At 58.0% G+C, this 16,549-nt stretch carries 18 protein-coding genes; 13 read left to right on the top strand and 5 right to left on the bottom strand.

What is annotated here, in order from left to right:
- Positions 1-31: 31 nt before the first annotated feature.
- The 3 genes from ABJ076_RS18265 to ABJ076_RS18255 all read right to left on the bottom strand — a co-directional run bounded on the left by ABJ076_RS18265 (position 32) and on the right by ABJ076_RS18255 (position 3,967).
- A complete protein-coding gene (locus ABJ076_RS18265) occupies positions 32-1,033 on the bottom strand; it encodes a threonine/serine dehydratase (RefSeq protein ID WP_348188090.1) in 1,002 nt (333 codons plus the stop codon).
- 138 nt (positions 1,034-1,171) lie between these two features.
- On the bottom strand, positions 1,172-1,870 hold the full coding sequence (locus tag ABJ076_RS18260; RefSeq protein WP_348188087.1) for a haloacid dehalogenase type II: 699 nt from the start codon (positions 1,868-1,870) through the stop codon (positions 1,172-1,174).
- A 6-nt stretch (positions 1,871-1,876) separates the two neighbouring features.
- Positions 1,877-3,967 (bottom strand): lytic transglycosylase domain-containing protein, encoded by a 2,091-nt coding sequence (locus tag ABJ076_RS18255; protein WP_348202621.1) that lies wholly within the window; start codon positions 3,965-3,967, stop codon positions 1,877-1,879.
- Positions 3,968-4,292: 325 nt separating this feature from the next.
- On the opposite strand from ABJ076_RS18255, the gene dapA reads away from it, so the two are divergent.
- Together dapA and smpB are read left to right on the top strand one after the other, a co-directional pair.
- Positions 4,293-5,168: a 4-hydroxy-tetrahydrodipicolinate synthase gene (dapA, locus tag ABJ076_RS18250; RefSeq protein ID WP_348188082.1), complete on the top strand. Its 876-nt coding sequence runs from the start codon at positions 4,293-4,295 to the stop codon at positions 5,166-5,168.
- A 41-nt stretch (positions 5,169-5,209) separates the two neighbouring features.
- A complete protein-coding gene (gene smpB / locus ABJ076_RS18245; RefSeq protein ID WP_348188080.1) occupies positions 5,210-5,680 on the top strand; it encodes an SsrA-binding protein SmpB in 471 nt (156 codons plus the stop codon).
- A gap of 4 nt (positions 5,681-5,684) precedes the next feature.
- Here smpB and ABJ076_RS18240 read toward each other — a convergent pair whose 3' ends face one another.
- Together ABJ076_RS18240 and ABJ076_RS18235 are read right to left on the bottom strand one after the other, a co-directional pair.
- On the bottom strand, positions 5,685-6,335 hold the full coding sequence (locus ABJ076_RS18240; protein WP_348188077.1) for a uracil-DNA glycosylase: 651 nt from the start codon (positions 6,333-6,335) through the stop codon (positions 5,685-5,687).
- Between the two features lie 20 nt (positions 6,336-6,355).
- A complete protein-coding gene (locus tag ABJ076_RS18235) occupies positions 6,356-7,009 on the bottom strand; it encodes an NYN domain-containing protein (protein ID WP_348188073.1) in 654 nt (217 codons plus the stop codon).
- A 203-nt stretch (positions 7,010-7,212) separates the two neighbouring features.
- On the opposite strand from ABJ076_RS18235, the gene folK reads away from it, so the two are divergent.
- The 11 genes from folK (at position 7,213) to recO (ending at position 16,463) form a co-directional block, all read left to right on the top strand.
- Entirely contained in the window at positions 7,213-7,731 is a 519-nt protein-coding gene (gene folK / locus ABJ076_RS18230; protein WP_348188070.1) for a 2-amino-4-hydroxy-6-hydroxymethyldihydropteridine diphosphokinase, read from the top strand.
- A gap of 78 nt (positions 7,732-7,809) precedes the next feature.
- Positions 7,810-8,205 carry a DNA-directed RNA polymerase subunit omega gene (rpoZ, locus tag ABJ076_RS18225; protein WP_348188067.1) on the top strand — a complete coding sequence of 132 codons (396 nt, stop codon included), beginning with the start codon at positions 7,810-7,812 and terminating at the stop codon, positions 8,203-8,205.
- 105 nt (positions 8,206-8,310) lie between these two features.
- Positions 8,311-10,458: a bifunctional (p)ppGpp synthetase/guanosine-3',5'-bis(diphosphate) 3'-pyrophosphohydrolase gene (locus ABJ076_RS18220; protein ID WP_348188064.1), complete on the top strand. Its 2,148-nt coding sequence runs from the start codon at positions 8,311-8,313 to the stop codon at positions 10,456-10,458.
- A gap of 87 nt (positions 10,459-10,545) precedes the next feature.
- On the top strand, positions 10,546-11,166 hold the full coding sequence (locus ABJ076_RS18215) for a DUF2062 domain-containing protein (protein ID WP_348188062.1): 621 nt from the start codon (positions 10,546-10,548) through the stop codon (positions 11,164-11,166).
- Positions 11,163-11,918 (top strand): pyridoxine 5'-phosphate synthase, encoded by a 756-nt coding sequence (locus ABJ076_RS18210; protein ID WP_348188060.1) that lies wholly within the window; start codon positions 11,163-11,165, stop codon positions 11,916-11,918. Before ABJ076_RS18215 ends, ABJ076_RS18210 begins: the two co-directional genes overlap by 4 nt.
- 10 nt (positions 11,919-11,928) lie before the next feature.
- Entirely contained in the window at positions 11,929-12,351 is a 423-nt protein-coding gene (acpS, locus tag ABJ076_RS18205; protein WP_348188058.1) for a holo-ACP synthase, read from the top strand.
- A gap of 129 nt (positions 12,352-12,480) precedes the next feature.
- Positions 12,481-13,197, top strand: a complete 717-nt coding sequence (gene lepB, locus ABJ076_RS18200; protein WP_348188055.1) for a signal peptidase I — start codon at positions 12,481-12,483, stop codon at positions 13,195-13,197.
- A gap of 7 nt (positions 13,198-13,204) precedes the next feature.
- Positions 13,205-13,879, top strand: a complete 675-nt coding sequence (gene rnc / locus ABJ076_RS18195; RefSeq protein ID WP_348188052.1) for a ribonuclease III — start codon at positions 13,205-13,207, stop codon at positions 13,877-13,879.
- Complete coding sequence (era, locus tag ABJ076_RS18190) at positions 13,872-14,798, top strand: GTPase Era (protein ID WP_348188050.1); 927 nt, start codon at positions 13,872-13,874, stop codon at positions 14,796-14,798. The genes rnc and era overlap by 8 nt, the downstream gene beginning before the upstream one ends.
- Before the next feature lie 77 nt (positions 14,799-14,875).
- Positions 14,876-15,727, top strand: coding sequence for an ion transporter (locus ABJ076_RS18185; RefSeq protein WP_348188047.1), 852 nt, complete (start codon positions 14,876-14,878; stop codon positions 15,725-15,727).
- Complete coding sequence (gene recO / locus ABJ076_RS18180; RefSeq protein ID WP_348188044.1) at positions 15,684-16,463, top strand: DNA repair protein RecO; 780 nt, start codon at positions 15,684-15,686, stop codon at positions 16,461-16,463. Before ABJ076_RS18185 ends, recO begins: the two co-directional genes overlap by 44 nt.
- Positions 16,464-16,549: the final 86 nt, after the last annotated feature.

The following is a 16,549-nucleotide window of genomic DNA, read 5'->3' as shown; positions in this document are numbered from 1 at the left end:
GGTTTCGCCGCCCGTTCCTTGAGAGCATCAATTACGAGCGCACCAGTGCTCGTGCGAGCATTTCAGAATCACAATTTCCACCCGAACAGACCACCGCGACATTCTTGCCCTGCATGTCGATCTTGCCGCTGAGAGCAGCGGCAAGTGCAACAGCGCCTCCGGGCTCCACCACGATCTTCAGATACCGGAATGCTGCAGCCATTGCGTCGAGCGCTTCATCGTCGCTGACTGCGAGACCGCCAGCCAGTAGCAGTTTGCAGAGGCTGAAGGTGATCTCCCCCGGCGTAGGAGTCACGATTGCATCGCAGATGGAGCGTGCAGCGGGATCGTTGCTCTCATGCTTCCCGCTGGCAAGAGAACGGGCCATGTCATCAAAATTCTCCGGTTCTGCGGAATAAACCGCGACGCCCGGCGCGACATTGTGGATCGCCAGAGCGGTCCCGGATACGAGGCCTCCGCCGCCGCAACAAACGATCACCGCGTCAAGTGCTGCTCCGGCTTCCGCCGCCTGCTTCGCAATCTCGAGGCCGATTGTTCCCTGACCGGCGATCACACCAGGATCGTCGTAAGGGCGCACCAGCGTTGCGCCGGTCTCGGCAGCGATTCGCTGGCCGATTTCTTCACGGTTCTCATTATATCGATCGTAGAGAATGACTTCGGCGCCGTAATCCTTTGTGTTCTGGATTTTCATTGCCGGTGCATCCTCCGGCATGATGATGCTTGCCTTGATGCCGAGCCGGCTTGCGGCATGGGCAACGCCCTGAGCGTGGTTGCCGGATGAATAGGCGAGCACGCCACGCACGCGGTCGGCCTCCGGGATCAGCGAAAGCCGGTTGAAGGCGCCGCGGTATTTGAAGGAGCCTGTGCGCTGCAGGCATTCCGGTTTCACCAAGAGGCGACCACCGAGCTTCTCATTCAGCAGGGGCGCTTCCAACAGGGGCGTGCGCACTGCTTCGCCCTTCAGGCGATTGGCAGCGGACTCGATATCGGCGAAAAGGGGGGCTGCGAGGTGCGTCGAAGCAAGCTCGTTCATCGGTTTACTCTCTCCTGTCGTAAGGACCGGTCCGCAAGACAGCACAGATGTCCGGACCGGTTCATGCTGACGATAAGAGTGCCCGGGCGCTGGTGCAACGCTGTGATTGTCTCCGTTTCAATCAGTGGGGCGGGTGTGTCAAAGTAAGGGCGGCAGCTCATCCAGGGTCCGGATTTCCGCATCCGGTTTCCCGGGAAGCCGCTCGGGAGCCTGGGAGAACCGGTTGATCCAGGCGACCTTGAAACCGAAGGCCGAGGCGGCGGTCGCATCCCAGGCGTTCGAGCTCTGGAACGAGATGTGATCCGCATGAATACCGAGCCGGTCGACGGCAAGTTGGTAGACCGATGGGTGGGGCTTGTAGATACCGACGTCCTCGACAGACAGGATGGCGTCCATCAAATCACCGACGCCGGATTTTTCGCAAACCCTTTCCAGCATATCAGGTGAGCCGTTCGAAAGGATCGCCGTCTTCAGGCCGCGGTCCCTGAGGTTTTGTAGAACACCAAGAACTTCCGGATAGGCGTCGAGGGTAAGATAGCTGTTGAGCAGGGCGTCACGCAAACCGGCGGGGCCAAGGTTTCCGAGAACGGATTCGAGAGAGAAATCGAGTGCGTCGCTGGTCACCTGCCAGAAATCCAAATGACGGTTTTGCAGCGCTCGGAGCCATGTGTACTGAAGCTGCTTTGCGCGCCAGATCTCCGATGTCTTGTCAGCTTGTTTGTCGGGATCCGGAAACTGGCTGCGGCATTGCGCGACGGCGGAATGAACATCGAACAGGGTGCCATAGGCATCGAAGACGCAGGCCTTTATGCCTGCGAAGGACGGATTTACCGACATTGAGTTTTACTCCCTTGTGAGCGCCGAAGCCTGATGGGCATCCAGCAGAACGCCGCAAGCCGTAACGCACCACACATCGCGCGGGGAGACTTTATCCCAGGAGATCACGGGACTGTGACGCCCCAGCCTTGCTCGATAGACGACCAGTCCTTCGAGAACACGCTGGACATAGTTCCTGGTTTCTCCGAACGGGATGCGCTCGATCCAGTCGATGACGTCCACCGCGTCGGTACGCGGGTCGCCGCGCTCCCGGATCCATCTGTTCACATTGCCGGGACCCGCATTATAGGCGGCTATCGCAAGTATGTAGTTGCCACCGAAACGGTCGATCAGGCCAGAGAGATAGGTGCTGCCGAGCTTGATATTGAAATATGGATCGGTAGTCAGCCGCTTCACCGAGTAGCGTTGCTTGACGGATTTTGAGACCTGCCGGGCCGTTGCCGGCATCAATTGCATCAGACCGCGCGCACCGGCTCGGCTCTTGGCTTTTGTATCGAACCCGCTTTCCTGACGGATAATGGCGAGCATCAGTGCTGGCTCCAGCGGGCCGTGTTCGGTGGCATAGCGGGTCGGATAGCCTGTCTGAGCCATTACGATACCCTTGCGGGCGGCGGTCCGTGCGGCCCTTACCGTGATATCTAGATAGCCAAGTTCTCGGGCAAGCTGCGCTACGAGGACAGCTTGTGTTCCGTTGTCGGCGAGGCGTGAGATGTGAGCAACGAAATCACGCGCCAGGTCGTCCTGGCCGGTACGCCCAAGGGCGACGGCAACTTGTGCCATGGTCGTTTGGCGAAAAGCTGTTCTTTCTTCTGATGTTGGCTGCGGTTCCCGTGGCAGTTGGAACCCATCTGCGTCGAGGCGGGCCTGAGCAAGCTGGCCGTAAAAGGTCGCGGGGTTCTTCGCGGCTCGCCTGTACCATTGGCGTGCCGCTTTCTTATGCTCGGCCGTCTCCGCGGCCCTTCCTGCCCAGTAACCGGCCCGTGCGAGGCTGATGGACGTACTAACGCCATCATAGAGCTTCTCGAATGCTTGCAGTGCCTCAACCGGCTTGGCCGCGAAGCGGAGAGCGATCCAGCCCGCATGCCATTCTGCTTCCGCGAAGCTCAGCCCGGTTTGCTGGATGTGTGCAGCAGAGAGCAGGTACGCATCCTCTTTGCGGTCATCATCCAGCGCATACCGGATTTGCCGGGAGCGTTCACGCCACCAGAGAGCCGGAAATTGCTGGTCTGCTTGAACAGACCAGAGGAGTTCCAGGGCATCTTCCTTCCGACCCTTACGGTGACGCCAACGCAGACGCTCGTATTGTAAGCCCGGATCGGATCGCAGGCCGTCGGGAACGCGATTGATTGCGCCATCAACGCCAGGGGATTGGGTGCGCAACTGCATTCTTGCAAGGGCCAGGTTTCTCTTGTCCTTGGCTACCAGTGGGAGGACTCGGCGGGCGGAGGAAATGGAGCCGCGCCAAAGCATCCGGTCGAGGCGGATCCAATGGTCGTCCGCGCTGAGCAACGATCTGTAGCGCTTCAGGAATGCCCGGTGGTCTGAGCGCCCAAATGGCGTTTCGTGCCAGTAGGCGCGCGTTTTCTCAGTCAGATCAGTGCGATCCGCGTCGTTCTCGAGTGTTTTTAGATACTTGAGGCGGCCAGCGGCGGTCTGTGGCGTGATCGCATTGAACCAGCTTTTTTGCGCAGAGAGCGGGAGATCGTCAGGCATCAAATACTCCGCCCGAGAGATCATCTTCCAGCGGTCGGGCCAACCCGGATGCGCCTTGAGGAAACTGGCAACCTCCTCAAATCCGGCGCCGCTTGCCGGATCGCGGAGCCGCATCCATGTCAGAACCTTTTCAAGCTCGGGCCGGGCCGGTTCGCGCGGGACGTCAGCGACGGCGCGCCATTTCCCTTTCGTGGCGAGCGTGAAGGCACGTCGATAAGCGGCTGAACTATTCTTTGGGATCAAAAGGTCCCGTGGCCTGACGAGAGGGAGGGGCGGGGTTGATATCGCGGGCCGCATTTCGGGAATGGGTATAGCGGCGCGGCCTGGATTTTCAGCCATGGCCCAAAGAGAGCCTATCAGGACGCCGACACCGGTCATGACCATGCATGAGGTCGATCCAAATCGGAACAGCATTCGCAGTGTCTATTCCCCCGCCGCTACAGGTTGCGCGCGGACTTTCCGACCGGGGAGTCCAGTATGGAGTCTGCGTGCCTATAAGTATGATAGCAGGAAACCTGCCTAACGCTAAGTCACCACTAGCTATGGAAAAGTGGGGCTGTGCCTCATTTTTCGGCAGACCGGCGCAAATACCCATGTATGGAACGCAAGTTCTTGTTCCTCCGCTTAGGTAAGCGTATGGTCCCCGTCTTTCGAAGAAACAGCCAAAAACGGCAGGAGACGAGACGTGGCCTACAATGCTGGAAATCCAATGTTCAAGGGATCCCTGGTAGCATTGATCACGCCGTTCAAAAACGGCGCGGTCGACGAGGCCGCGTTCCGAAAACTTGTTGATTGGCAGATTGAGCAGGGGACGAACGGTGTGATCCCGACGGGAACCACCGGCGAGTCCCCGACGCTGAGCCATCCTGAGCACAAGCAGGTTGTTGAAATGTGTGTCGATCAGGTTGCTGGCCGGATTCCGGTTATCGCTGGCACTGGCTCGAACTCAACCGAGGAAGCCATCGAGCTGACGCGGCACGCCAAGGAAGCCGGTGCTGATGCGGCATTGGTGGTCACACCGTATTATAACAAGCCGACGCAGGAAGGCCTTTACCGTCATTTCAAGGCGATCACCGATGCTGTTGATTTGCCGGTCGTGATTTACAATATCCCGCCGAGGAGCGTCATCGACATGACTGTCGAGACGATGAAGCGACTGGCAGAGCTGCCAAATATTGTTGGTGTGAAGGATGCGACTGCAAGCGGTACACGTCCTATGGAAACCCGCCTCGCGATTGGGGCGAATTTCACTCAACTGACCGGCGAAGACGGAACAGTTGTGCCATTTCTGTCCCAGGGCGGCCACGGTTGCATATCGGTGACGGCAAATGTCGCGCCGGGCCCGCTGTCGGAGCTTCACCGGGCGTGGGGTAAGGGCGATCTCGATACGGTCATGACCATTAATGATCGGTTGTCACCGCTGCATCAGGCCCTGTTCTGCGAAAGCAGCCCGGGTCCGGTTAAATACGCAGCAAGCCTGCTCGGGATCTGTGAGCCTGCCGCGCGTCTGCCGATCTGCGAGATCGCGGATAGCAGCAAACAAAAAGTGGAATCCGCTCTGCGGCATGCCGGTCTGCTGAACTGATCAGCGGGCCGGGCTTGTCCGGCGGTTGAAGGAAGTCTCCCATGGCGGGAAAGAAATCAGGCGACGGATTGATCGCCCAGAACCGTCGTGCGCGGCACGACTACTTTATTGAAGACACGGTTGAAGCTGGCATCGTTCTGGCTGGCTCCGAGGTGAAAAGCCTACGCGACGGCAAGGCCAGCATTGGCGAGTCCTATGCTGGCCAGGACGCTGGTGAACTCACTCTCTTCAATGTGCATATCCCGGAATACCCGGCGGCAGAGCCTTTCAACCATGAGCCGCGCCGGCCACGTCGTTTGCTTGTTCATCGGAAGGAGCGTGACCGTTTGCTTGGTTTAGTGCAGCGGGAAGGCGCAACGCTCATCCCGCTGCGGCTCTATTTCAACGATCGGGGCATTGCCAAGATCTCCATAGGGATAGCAACGGGAAAAAAGAAGATGGATAAGCGCCAGACCGAGAAAAAGCGGGATTGGCAGCGGGACAAGGCACGCCTGATGCGCGAGAAGAACTGACGCGTCAGGGCGCGCTCAGCAAACTCCGGATTGTATCGAACACATCCTCGAACATGGCTTCCGTCAGTTTGCCGGTATTCGTGTTATAGCGTGAGCAATGGTAGGAATTCACGAGAGTGAAACCGGCACCCGGCTGATGAACGGCATTATGCCCGAACTTGAAGCGGTTCTTCGGAATCCCGAGCCCTGACAATACCGCGCCATGGGCGAGGCCACCGAGCGCCAGAACAATCCGCCTAGGGCCAGCAAGCTCCATTTGAAGAAACGGCGCGCAGGCTTTTACTTCGGCGCCAATCGGTTTGTTCTCCGGCGGTACGCATCGAACGGCATTCGTGATACGGCAATTGACGAGTTTCAGATCGTCCTTGCCCTCACTGTCATATGTGCCCTCTGAGAAACCGAACCGGTCCAGCGTCTGGTAAAGCAGGTCGCCTGCATAATCGCCGGTAAATGGCCGGGCCGTGCGGTTTGCGCCGCGCAAACCCGGCGCAAGTCCAACGATGAGGAAGGATGCGTCCTTCGGCCCGAAGGAGGTCACCGGTCCATTATGCCAGTCCGGAAACTTCTCGCGACTGCCTTGGCGGAATTCCACGAGCCGAGGGCAAAGCGGGCAATCCCGGCCTGGCTCTTCCAGACTGGATATAGATAGAGTCACGAGGCCATCCCGACGACGCCTTAGTAATTCGGGCGACGTGGCGTTACCTGGGCCTCGTCGATATCGTCCTCATAATCGTCGTCATCAAGATCGTCGTCGGCACCGTCTTCATAATCGTCCTGTTGCTGACGCACCGGGCGCGCCTGATGGGCGCGTGCGATCTTTTCCTGGAAATCCTTGAGTTCAAGGAAATGATCGGCCTGGCGGCGCAGTTCGTCAGCGATCATGGGCGGTTGGGATTTGACGGTTGAGACAACGGTGACCCGAACCCCCCGCCGCTGGACAGCCTCGACCAGCCGGCGGAAATCGCCATCTCCGGAGAACAGCACAACATGGTCGAGATGTTCGGCCATTTCGAGGACATCGATAGCGAGCTCGATATCCATGTTGCCTTTGATTTTCCGGCGCCCGGAGGCATCTGTAAATTCTTTGGTCGGCTTGGTGACCATGGTATAGCCATTGTAATCAAGCCAGTCGACGAGCGGCCGGATTGGCGAGTATTCTTGATCTTCAATCAGAGCCGTATAGTAGAACGCACGAACGAGACGGCACTCGTCAGCAAAAACAGTCAGCAGTTTACGATAATCGATGTCAAACCCGAGCGAACGTGCAGCGGAATACAAATTGGCACCATCAATGAAGAGGCCAGTTTTTTCTTGAGGATAGAAATACATCAAATATTCCCTTAGTTTTTAATTTTTATCCCAGCCCAATCATTAGATCAGCAAGTTACCAATTGTACAAGTAATTCGCGGTTGTAGAATTGAATTCTTGACTGTCAATCAATTGTAGATCTTTTTCAAATCGAGTCGGATGTGTTGGGAATTCAAGGCAGTATTAATTTCTGTGTCGTTAAAGCATCGACGGAATGGTGTCCATGATTTATTTGGGGGTAGGGGCCAATCTCCCGAATGCCCAGTTTTCCTCGCCGCGTGAGACCCTGGAAGCTGCCGTGGCGGACCTCTGTAAACGTGGTGTCGTACCGGTCGCTGTCTCCGGTTGGTACGAGAGTGCGCCTGTTCCGGTATCCGACCAGCCTTGGTACGTGAATGCAGTCTACCGCGTTGAGACAGAATTTGATGCCGTTACACTGTTGGCAAACTTGCATGCCATAGAAGCGGAATATGGACGGGTTCGTGGACAGGTCAATGCTGCACGGGTCATAGATCTCGACCTTCTGGATTGTCGCGGAGAAGTTCGTGATGGCAGTGACGGGCTTGTTCTGCCGCATTCGCGAATGCATGAGCGCGCCTTTGTTCTCTATCCCTTGCGCGACCTTGCGCCGGGCTGGCGGCACCCGGTGAGTGGTGCCTCTATTGATCGTCTGATCGAGGCGCTTGACCCTGGTCAGACCATCCGGTTGGTGGGCTCTGTCAAGGAAGGGTGCAATTCCTGACCTATTTGACTTGCTCCGGAGAGAGCAAGCCAATATATATTTATCTTTCCGGTATCTTTTTGAACGGGACGGACACCCATGGCACGGGTCACGGTTGAAGACTGCATTTTGGAAATTCCTAACCGGTTCGATCTTGTCATGATCGCCGGTCAGCGCGCGCGGGACATTTCCGCTGGCGGACAGCTGACGATTGATCGTGACAATGACAAGAACCCGGTCGTCGCGCTGCGTGAAATCGCAGACAAGACCGTTGATCTCGGCAATCTTCAGGAAGCGCTGGTGCGCGGCTTGCAGCGGGTTGTCGAAGATGACGGTCCGGAAGAAGAGGATATGAGCGCGCTCGAAGCCGATGGCGGAGCCGCCGTTGAGGAAGCCGCGGACGCGTTGGGCATGCAGATCCAGTCTGCTAAGGAAGAAGGCGCGAGCGCCGGTTTCGAGGACATTGATGAAGAGGTCCTTGGACGCGAAGGCTAAGCCGAACAGGCCTTTCACTTGCCTGAAACGCAGGCCCGAACCGGGGCCTTTGTCGCTACCTGACGACGCCATATGTGCGGTCGCGCAGAGCGCGTTGGGGCATTCATGATACGGCAATATGAACTGGTCGAACGGGTCAAGAGTTACGATCCGGGCATGGACGAAGACGCGCTGAACCGCGCCTACGTCTATGCCATGAAGATGCATGGCTCGCAGAAACGAGCGTCGGGCGACCCCTACTTTTCCCACCCACTCGAAGTCGCCGGCATCCTGACCGACATGCGGCTCGACACCAACACCATCATCACCGCACTGCTGCACGATACTATTGAAGACACAGACGCGACGCCTGAGGACATCAAACGTCTCTTCGGCGAGGATATCCTGCGGCTGGTTGATGGCGTGACCAAGCTGACACGGATCGAGTTGCAATCCGACCGTACCAAGCAGGCGGAGAATTTCCGTAAGCTCGTCCTGGCGATGAGCGAGGATATCCGCGTTCTGCTAGTGAAACTGGCGGACCGGGTCCACAATATGCGCACCCTTCATTTCATCGAGTCGCCTGACAAACGTCGCCGCATCGCCGCGGAAACAATGGATATCTATGCGCCGCTAGCCGAGCGCATCGGGATCCAGGCGATGCGCGACGAGCTCGAAGATCTTGCGTTTGCTGAGTTGAATCCGGATGCGCGAACGTCGATCATGACGCGTCTTGATTATCTCTATGACGAGGGCAGCGACACCGTTGATCGGGTGATCGACGAGTTACGGGAAACTGCGGCGACCGTCGAAATCGTCCCGGAGATTTCAGGCCGGAGGAAATCGCCCTATTCGGTCTGGCTGAAGATGCAGCGCAAGGATGTTGGTTTCGAGCAGCTCTCCGACATCATGGCGTTCAGGCTCGTGGTCGAGAATGCGGGTGAATGTTACCAGTTGCTCGGTGCTCTGCACGGCAAGTACCCGGTGATTCCGGGCCGATTCAAAGACTATATCAGCACACCCAAGCCAAACGGTTATCAATCCCTCCATACCGGGATAATCGGCCCGCTTAAAAAGCGGATCGAAATTCAGATCCGAACGCGGGAGATGCACGAAGTCGCCGAGCTCGGCGTTGCCGCGCACTGGGTCTACAAAGAAGATCCGACATATAGCCGTGAAGGCAAGAAATACCGCTGGATCAGGGAGCTTCTGGAGATCCTAGAGCATGCCTCCGGGCCGGAGGAGTTCCTCGAGCACACCAAGCTCGAAATGTATCAGGACCAGGTCTTCTGCTTCACGCCGAAGGGAGATCTGATCTCTCTGCCGCGTGGGGCGACGCCGGTCGATTTCGCTTATGCGGTACATTCGGAGGTCGGCGACAGGTGTGTCGGTGCACGGATCAATGATCGTCTGATGCCGCTAACCACTGCTCTTAAGAATGGCGATCAGGTCGCGGTCTCGACGTCTAAAAACTCAACACCGTCTCCGACCTGGGAACAGTTCGTCGTTACCGGCAAGGCGAAGGCTCGGATTCGGCGCTTCGTACGCTTGCAGCGGCGCCAGCAGTTTGCCGATCTTGGCCGCGCAATCATGCAGAAGGCATTTCGTCAGGAAGCCCAGAAATACTCCGAGAAAATACTGGAAGGCATTGTCGGCAAGTTTCACGTTGAAACCGTCGAAGATTTGCTGGCCGGTGTTGGCGAGGGCGTGCTGAGTGATCGCGAGGTGTTGCACGTCGCGGTTCCGGAAACATTGCCGGCGCCGGACAAACAGAATGTCGTGCCAATCACCCGGGCGCGGGCAAAGGCCCGTAAAGGCAGTCCCGACGCGGTGCCTCTCAAAGGCCTGATTCCAGGCATGGCGGTGCATTATGCGCGTTGCTGCCATCCGCTTCCCGGAGAGCGTATTGTCGGTATCGTGACCACGGGCAAGGGCGTCACCATCCACACGATCGACTGCGATACGCTCGAGAATTTCCATTCAACGCCGGAACGTTGGCTCGATGTTTCCTGGGATCTGGACAGTGAAACCGACATGCATGTCGGCCGGCTGGATATCGTTCTGGCGAACGAGCCCGGTAGCCTCGGCGCCCTTTCGACCGTGATCGGCAAGAGCCGCGGCAACATAATCAACTTGAAGCTCGTCAATCGCTCGACCGACTTCTTCGAACTCTATATCGATGTCGAGGTGGCCGATGTTCGGCACCTGACAGAAATAATCGCAGCCTTGCGTGCTACACCGGTGATAAATTCAGTGGATCGGGCGCGCGGCTGAACCACATAAGTGAGAAGTGCTGATATCCCGGTGGCACGGGATTTCTAACGGTACAGTGAGCGTGAGCAGAGGAAAGGTTCGGCGTCCATGTTTAAACGCCGGCAGGCAGTGAGTACTGCCTCCAGGATTCGTCAATTTATCTGGCCGCGGATGGGGTTCGGCCGGCTGTGGCGCTATACGGGCCACCGGCTGGGACGCATGCCGGGGACGCCTTACAGCATCGCCGCGGGCTTTGCGTGCGGCGCCGCTGCATCCTTCACGCCGCTGATCGGTCTGCATTTCATTCTCGCAGGACTTTTCGCCTGGGGAATTCGGGCCAATATCCTGGCCTCGGCGATCGGCACGGCGATCGGCAATCCCTGGACGTTTCCCTTCATCTGGCTCTGGATTTTCAAGGTCGGCAGCTGGATTGTTGGCACTCCCGAAGGCGTGGAGCCGCCGAAATTGACCTTGGACTTTTTCCTTGGGATCATTTCCGGAGAGTCGTTAGGGCAAAGCGTCGATCTACTGTTCACAATGGTTGTGGGTAGCGTGCCGACAGCGATTGCCGTCTGGTTCCTTCTCTATTTGCCGCTGCTTGGCTTGATAGAGGGATATCGGAGACGACGGACGGAACGGCGGGACGACGCGGCGGCCCGGAAAAGCGCGGTCGCTGAAGGAATGTCTGTTGATGGCAGGGTTTCTGAGCAGGGAGCGGGAAGCCAATGAGTTATTTGCGGCTTGGCGTTAATATCGATCATGTGGCGACGATCCGGAACGCACGGGGCGGCGCCCATCCGGACCCGGTGCGGGCGGCCCGTCTTGCTGCGGAAGCCGGTGCGGATGGCATTACGGCACATTTGCGGGAAGACCGCCGCCATATTTCAGATGCCGATATCGAGCGACTGACACGTGAGATCGACCTGCCGCTGAACTTCGAGATGGCGGCGACCGACGAGATGCTCGATATCGCGCTCCGCCATAAACCGCACGCGGCCTGCATCGTTCCTGAAAAGCGCGAGGAAGTGACCACCGAAGGCGGCTTGGATGCTGCCGGTCTGCACAATCACCTGACCAGCTATTGCCGTGCGTTGAAAGATGCTGGCATCCGCGTGTCGCTCTTCATCGAAGCAGACAAGCGGCAAATTGATGCGGCAGTCGCGCTTGGAGCACCGGTCGTCGAGCTTCATACCGGTGCTTATTGCGAAGCGGAAGGCGAGCCGGCACGGACGGCCCATCTGGAACGTCTACGGGATGCCGCCCGATACGGCGCGGAGCGCGGTTTGGAAATGCATGCAGGCCATGGTCTGTCCTTCGATACGGTTGCACCGGTCGCTGAGATGCCCGAGTTCCACGAGCTCAATATCGGGCATTTCTTGATAGGTGAGGCGATCTTCAGTGGCCTCGACAGTTCCATCCGGCGCATGCGGTCCCTGATGGACAATGCCCGGGCCGGTGCAACGGGCCGGGTCGGGGCTTGAGAACACGCGCATGATCCTTGGCATCGGTAGTGACCTGGTCGATATCACCCGGATTGAGCGGTCAATCGACCGCTTCGGTGACCGTTTTCTGAGCCGCATCTTTACCGATGGAGAGCGTGCTCGCGCAGATATGAAAGCCAACCGGGCTGCCGTCTACGCGAAACGATTCGCGGCCAAAGAAGCTGTCTGGAAAGCCCTTGGAGAAGCAGATCGTCCGGGGATCCAGTGGCGAGAGCTTGAAGTCGTCAACGATGCCTCCGGAAAGCCTTCTTTCGAACTTAGTGGTATTGCCGCTGCTCGGTTGCTGGAGATCACGCCGGACGGTCTGGTCGCGCGCGTCGATCTGTCGCTGACGGACGAGCCGCCCATGGCGCAGGCTTTTGTCGTGATTTCCGCCGAAGCGCCGGGCTTGAGGGAGAACACGGGAGAATAGGCGTCGCTTGCCGTATTCCCGGGAATACGGCATACATCGCCTTGCCGTCCGCAATCGCGGACAGCTGATGACGGTGCTCCGTTGCCGGACCTGTTCTGACTATATTGCCACCGCGCCCCCTGGAGTATCATGCGGGAATTCATAAAGACGCTCGTCTACGCAATCCTGATTGCCGTTGGCTTCCGAACCGTCGCCTACGAGCCGTTCAATATCCCGTCTGGGTCGATGTTCCCGACCTTGCTCGTTGGTGATTATTTGTTCGTCTCGAAGCCGTCCTACGGCTTTAGCCGGCACTCTCTTCCGTTCTCCCCGCCGTTGTTCGAAGGTCGCATTCTGTTCACAGCGCCCGAGCGTGGAGATGTCGCTGTATTCAAGAAGCCGACGGATGAGTCGACGGACTATATCAAGCGGGTGATCGGCCTGCCGGGCGACCGGGTGCAGATGAAGCTGGGTCGGCTATATATCAACGGCGAGATGGTAGAGCGGCGGCGGATTGAGGATTATGTGATGACCGATCCGTATGGTCGGATGGCGTCCATTCCGCAGTTCATCGAGACCCTGCCGAACGGTGTTGAGCATAGGATCCTGGAAGCCATGGGCAACCGGGCGCAGCTCGATAACACCGAAGAATTCATGATCCCCCAAGATTCCTACTTCATGATGGGCGACAACCGCGACAATTCGCTCGACAGTCGCGACAGCTCTGTTGGTATGGTTCCGGTTGATAACTTTGTCGGACGTGCCGAAATTCTGTTCTTCTCGACGGATGGAACTTCACGTTGGTACGAGGTATGGAATTGGCCGTTTGCCACCAGATTCAGCAGGTTGTTCAAAGTCATTGAGTGACCAAGAGATGGAAAGCGATCTAGAAGAGCTAGAGGAAATTCTTGGCCACACTTTCGGCCATGCCGACGTTCTGCGACGGGCTGTAACGCACGCGAGCGCGGAGCCGCGCGCATGGAACGCTTATGAACGGTTGGAATTTCTTGGGGACAGGGTGTTGGCCCTGATCATGGCTGAGCATTTGCTGGACCGTTTCCCGCACGAGCGGGAAGGGGCGATTGCCAAACGGCATGTCGGACTTGTACGTCGTGAGGCCCTGTCTGAGATCGCCCGGCAGATCGGCCTCGGGCGCTTCCTGATTGTCTCCCGCGGGGAGACCGAAGCTGGTGTCAGAGAAAGCGAGACAATTCTTTCCGATGCTATGGAAGCAGTGATTGGGGCGCTCTACCTCGATGGTGGGCTGGAAGCTGCCCGGCGCTTCATTCTGCAGAGCTGGAACCCGCTCGTCGAAGCGGAGTTGCGGCCGCCGCAGGATGCGAAGACGACACTGCAGGAGTGGGTGCAGGCGCGCAAAATCCCGCTCCCGGCATATGAAACCATTGGCCGGGATGGTCCGGCTCATGCTCCGGAATTTACGATCAAGGTCTCGGTTCAGGGACATGGCGATACGACTGGTACTGGTAAATCGAAGCGCATCGCCGAGCAGGATGCCGCAGGCAAGATGATTGCGAAATTAAATGGCTGATACAGTGGAAAACGGAACGGACACTGGCACGCGGGCGGGTTTTGTTGCCGTCGTTGGTGCGCCGAATGCCGGTAAATCGACACTGGTAAACCGGTTGGTTGGCTACAAAGTCTCCATTGTCACCCGCAAGGTTCAGACCACGCGCACACGTATCCGCGGTGTTTGCATGCATGGTGATACACAGGTTGTGTTCGTCGACACGCCGGGCATTTTCGAGCCCAAGCACCGGCTCGATCGGGCCATGGTGCATGCTGCCTGGGAAGGAGCGGGCGACGCGGACCTCGTTGTTCTCATGGTGGATGCTTCCCGCAAGAAAGTCGATGAAGACACGCGCCGTATCATTGAGGGGCTGCAGAAGACCAAACGCAAAGTCATTCTGGTCCTGAACAAAATCGACGATACCGCCCGTGAAGCCCTACTGCCTTTCGCGGCGGAGCTCGCCGAAACCGGCATTGCCGAAGAGACCTTCATGATCTCTGCCGAGAATGGCGACGGTTGCGAGGATCTGCTGAAATATCTCGCGGGCAGGATGCCGCCGGGCCCCTATCTTTATCCGCCGGACGAGGTGACGGATTTGCCGTTGCGCCTGTTGGCTGCAGAGATCACCCGCGAAGAAGTGTTCAATCGCCTGCATCAGGAACTGCCTTATTCGGCGACTGTGGAAACCGAGAGCTGGGTCGAGAAAGAGGACGGCAGTGCGGTCGTCAATCAGGTGATCTTCGTACAGCGTGATGGGCAGAAAAAGATCGTGCTCGGTAAAGGTGGAGCGATGGTGAAATCCATTGGTGCTGCCGCCCGCCGCCAGATGCAGGAGATATTCGACAAGCGCATTCATCTCTTCGTGTTCGTGAAGGTGCGCGAAAACTGGATCGACGATCCGGAACGTTATCGTGACTGGGGCCTCGACCCGAACGCCTGATACTTTGGTTACGGCGTAAGGGTGTTTGTGGGGCTTTCTTAGGGAAGATTAAGGCTCAATGCGCTTAGGGAGACCCTTTGGATAGCCTTCGACACCAGATTTGGCGGCAGCTCGACATTGAAGCCCGCCCTGGTCACACGATGTCCTTCGTGAACAGGGCTCTGATCGTTGCGATTCTGATTTCCGTTCTGGCGGTTGTATTGGAAACGGAGCCGGAAGTCCGTTCCAAAGCGCCCATACTGTTCATCACTCTGGAGCAGTTTTTCGGATGGCTTTTCGTAACGGAATACCTGGCTCGGATTTGGTCTGCCGGCGAGCGTAAAGAGTATTCGGGGGTATTTGGGCGCCTCAAGTATGTTGTGACACCGGTTGCACTGATTGACCTGCTGGCGGTGACTCCGTTCCTGCTCGCTCCCTTCATTGATTCAATTGATGGAACGGCATTCTACGTTTTGCGTCTGATGCGGTTGTTCCGTGTGCTCACACTGGCGCGGACGGGGCCGTTTACCACGGCGGCGCGTCAGATCTGGCACGGCATTGTCGACAGACGGTACGAGCTGGCGTTCAGCAGCATGGTCGCAATTGCTATGATGATCGTCGCGGCGACCTTGCTGTATGTCGCTGAGCGGGACATTCAGCCGGAGGCGTTCGGCAGTATCCCGCGTGCCATGTGGTGGGCCATCGCGACGCTGACGACAGTTGGGTATGGAGATGTCTACCCGGCGACGACACTTGGTAAAATATTGGCGGGTCTTGTTGCGCTCTCCGGTATCGGGCTTGTGGCAATGCCCGCTGGTATTCTTGCCTCCGCGCTTTCAACGGCCTACCAGGAGCGTAAGGCGCGCCGGACGCGTGATGAGGCTGCAGCCGGTCCGGGGCCAGAAAGTGAAAGGCACCAAAGCGAAAGGCATCCGAGTGGATTGGACTGACGAAGGCATTATTCTGTCGGTCCGGCCGCATGGCGAAAGCGCTGCCATTGTCACGTTGATGACGGAGGCGCATGGGCGGCATGCCGGTTTGATGCGGGGCGGGGCTTCGGCCCGGCATAAGGGAATGCTGCAGCCCGGGAATTCGGTGCGCGCTATCTGGCAGGCGCGCTTGGCGGAGCAGCTCGGGAGTTATTCCCTGGAGTTGGATGAAAGCCATGCTGCGGACCTGTTCGACGATCCACTGAAGTTATCCGGTCTCGCGGCGGCCTGTGCCGTTGCTGATCGGGCTCTGCCTGAGCGCGAGCCGCACCCGGCGGTCCATGCCGGCCTGCAGGCCCTGATCCACGCTATGCGCAATGAAGAACTCGGCGATCTCTGGGTTGCTGTCTATGTCCGCTGGGAGCTCGGTGTACTGGCGGAACTAGGCTACGGGCTCGATCTTACGAGCTGCGCGGCGACGGGTACCAATGACGAACTGGCTTATGTCAGCCCGCGCACCGGTCGTGCTGTCTCCCTCTCGGCGGGTGAGCCCTATCGGGACAAAATGCTGGCTATGCCCGATTTCCTGATCGGCCGGGGTGACGGAGCGATGGCGGATCTGCTCAAGGGGCTGGATCTTACCGGGCATTTTCTGGAGAAGCATCTGTTCAACACGCAGGGTGAGCAGAGCCCGGCATCGCGGACGCGCTTCCGGGACCGGGTCGAGTCGTCTGTTGATCCCAAACTGATTGGTTGAAAATAACCGGTTTCGCGCCTTGAGCGCGTCAGTAGACTTGGAACAACAGGCGGGCTCGCATACAATATCTCGCGTCTAGATTCATG

The sequence above is a fragment of the Nisaea sp. genome, from assembly GCF_039990255.1.
Classification (GTDB): Bacteria; Pseudomonadota; Alphaproteobacteria; order Thalassobaculales; family Thalassobaculaceae; genus Nisaea.
Note: the sequence above shows the minus strand (reverse complement) of the source record. Positions and strands in the feature narration are given on the sequence as shown.

Excerpts from the sequence above, each read along its gene's own strand:
- ABJ076_RS18265 (WP_348188090.1), bottom strand. The coding sequence starts at position 1,033 with ATGAACGAGCTTGCTTCGACGCACCTCGCAGCCCCCCTTTTCGCCGAT.
- ABJ076_RS18260 (WP_348188087.1), bottom strand. The coding sequence starts at position 1,870 with ATGTCGGTAAATCCGTCCTTCGCAGGCATAAAGGCCTGCGTCTTCGAT.
- ABJ076_RS18255 (WP_348202621.1), bottom strand. The coding sequence starts at position 3,967 with ATGGTCATGACCGGTGTCGGCGTCCTGATAGGCTCTCTTTGGGCCATG.
- dapA (WP_348188082.1), top strand. The coding sequence starts at position 4,293 with ATGTTCAAGGGATCCCTGGTAGCATTGATCACGCCGTTCAAAAACGGC.
- smpB (WP_348188080.1), top strand. The coding sequence starts at position 5,210 with ATGGCGGGAAAGAAATCAGGCGACGGATTGATCGCCCAGAACCGTCGT.
- ABJ076_RS18235 (WP_348188073.1), bottom strand. The coding sequence starts at position 7,009 with ATGTATTTCTATCCTCAAGAAAAAACTGGCCTCTTCATTGATGGTGCC.
- folK (WP_348188070.1), top strand. The coding sequence starts at position 7,213 with ATGATTTATTTGGGGGTAGGGGCCAATCTCCCGAATGCCCAGTTTTCC.
- rpoZ (WP_348188067.1), top strand. The coding sequence starts at position 7,810 with ATGGCACGGGTCACGGTTGAAGACTGCATTTTGGAAATTCCTAACCGG.
- ABJ076_RS18220 (WP_348188064.1), top strand. The coding sequence starts at position 8,311 with ATGATACGGCAATATGAACTGGTCGAACGGGTCAAGAGTTACGATCCG.
- ABJ076_RS18215 (WP_348188062.1), top strand. The coding sequence starts at position 10,546 with ATGTTTAAACGCCGGCAGGCAGTGAGTACTGCCTCCAGGATTCGTCAA.
- ABJ076_RS18210 (WP_348188060.1), top strand. The coding sequence starts at position 11,163 with ATGAGTTATTTGCGGCTTGGCGTTAATATCGATCATGTGGCGACGATC.
- acpS (WP_348188058.1), top strand. The coding sequence starts at position 11,929 with ATGATCCTTGGCATCGGTAGTGACCTGGTCGATATCACCCGGATTGAG.
- lepB (WP_348188055.1), top strand. The coding sequence starts at position 12,481 with ATGCGGGAATTCATAAAGACGCTCGTCTACGCAATCCTGATTGCCGTT.
- rnc (WP_348188052.1), top strand. The coding sequence starts at position 13,205 with ATGGAAAGCGATCTAGAAGAGCTAGAGGAAATTCTTGGCCACACTTTC.
- era (WP_348188050.1), top strand. The coding sequence starts at position 13,872 with ATGGCTGATACAGTGGAAAACGGAACGGACACTGGCACGCGGGCGGGT.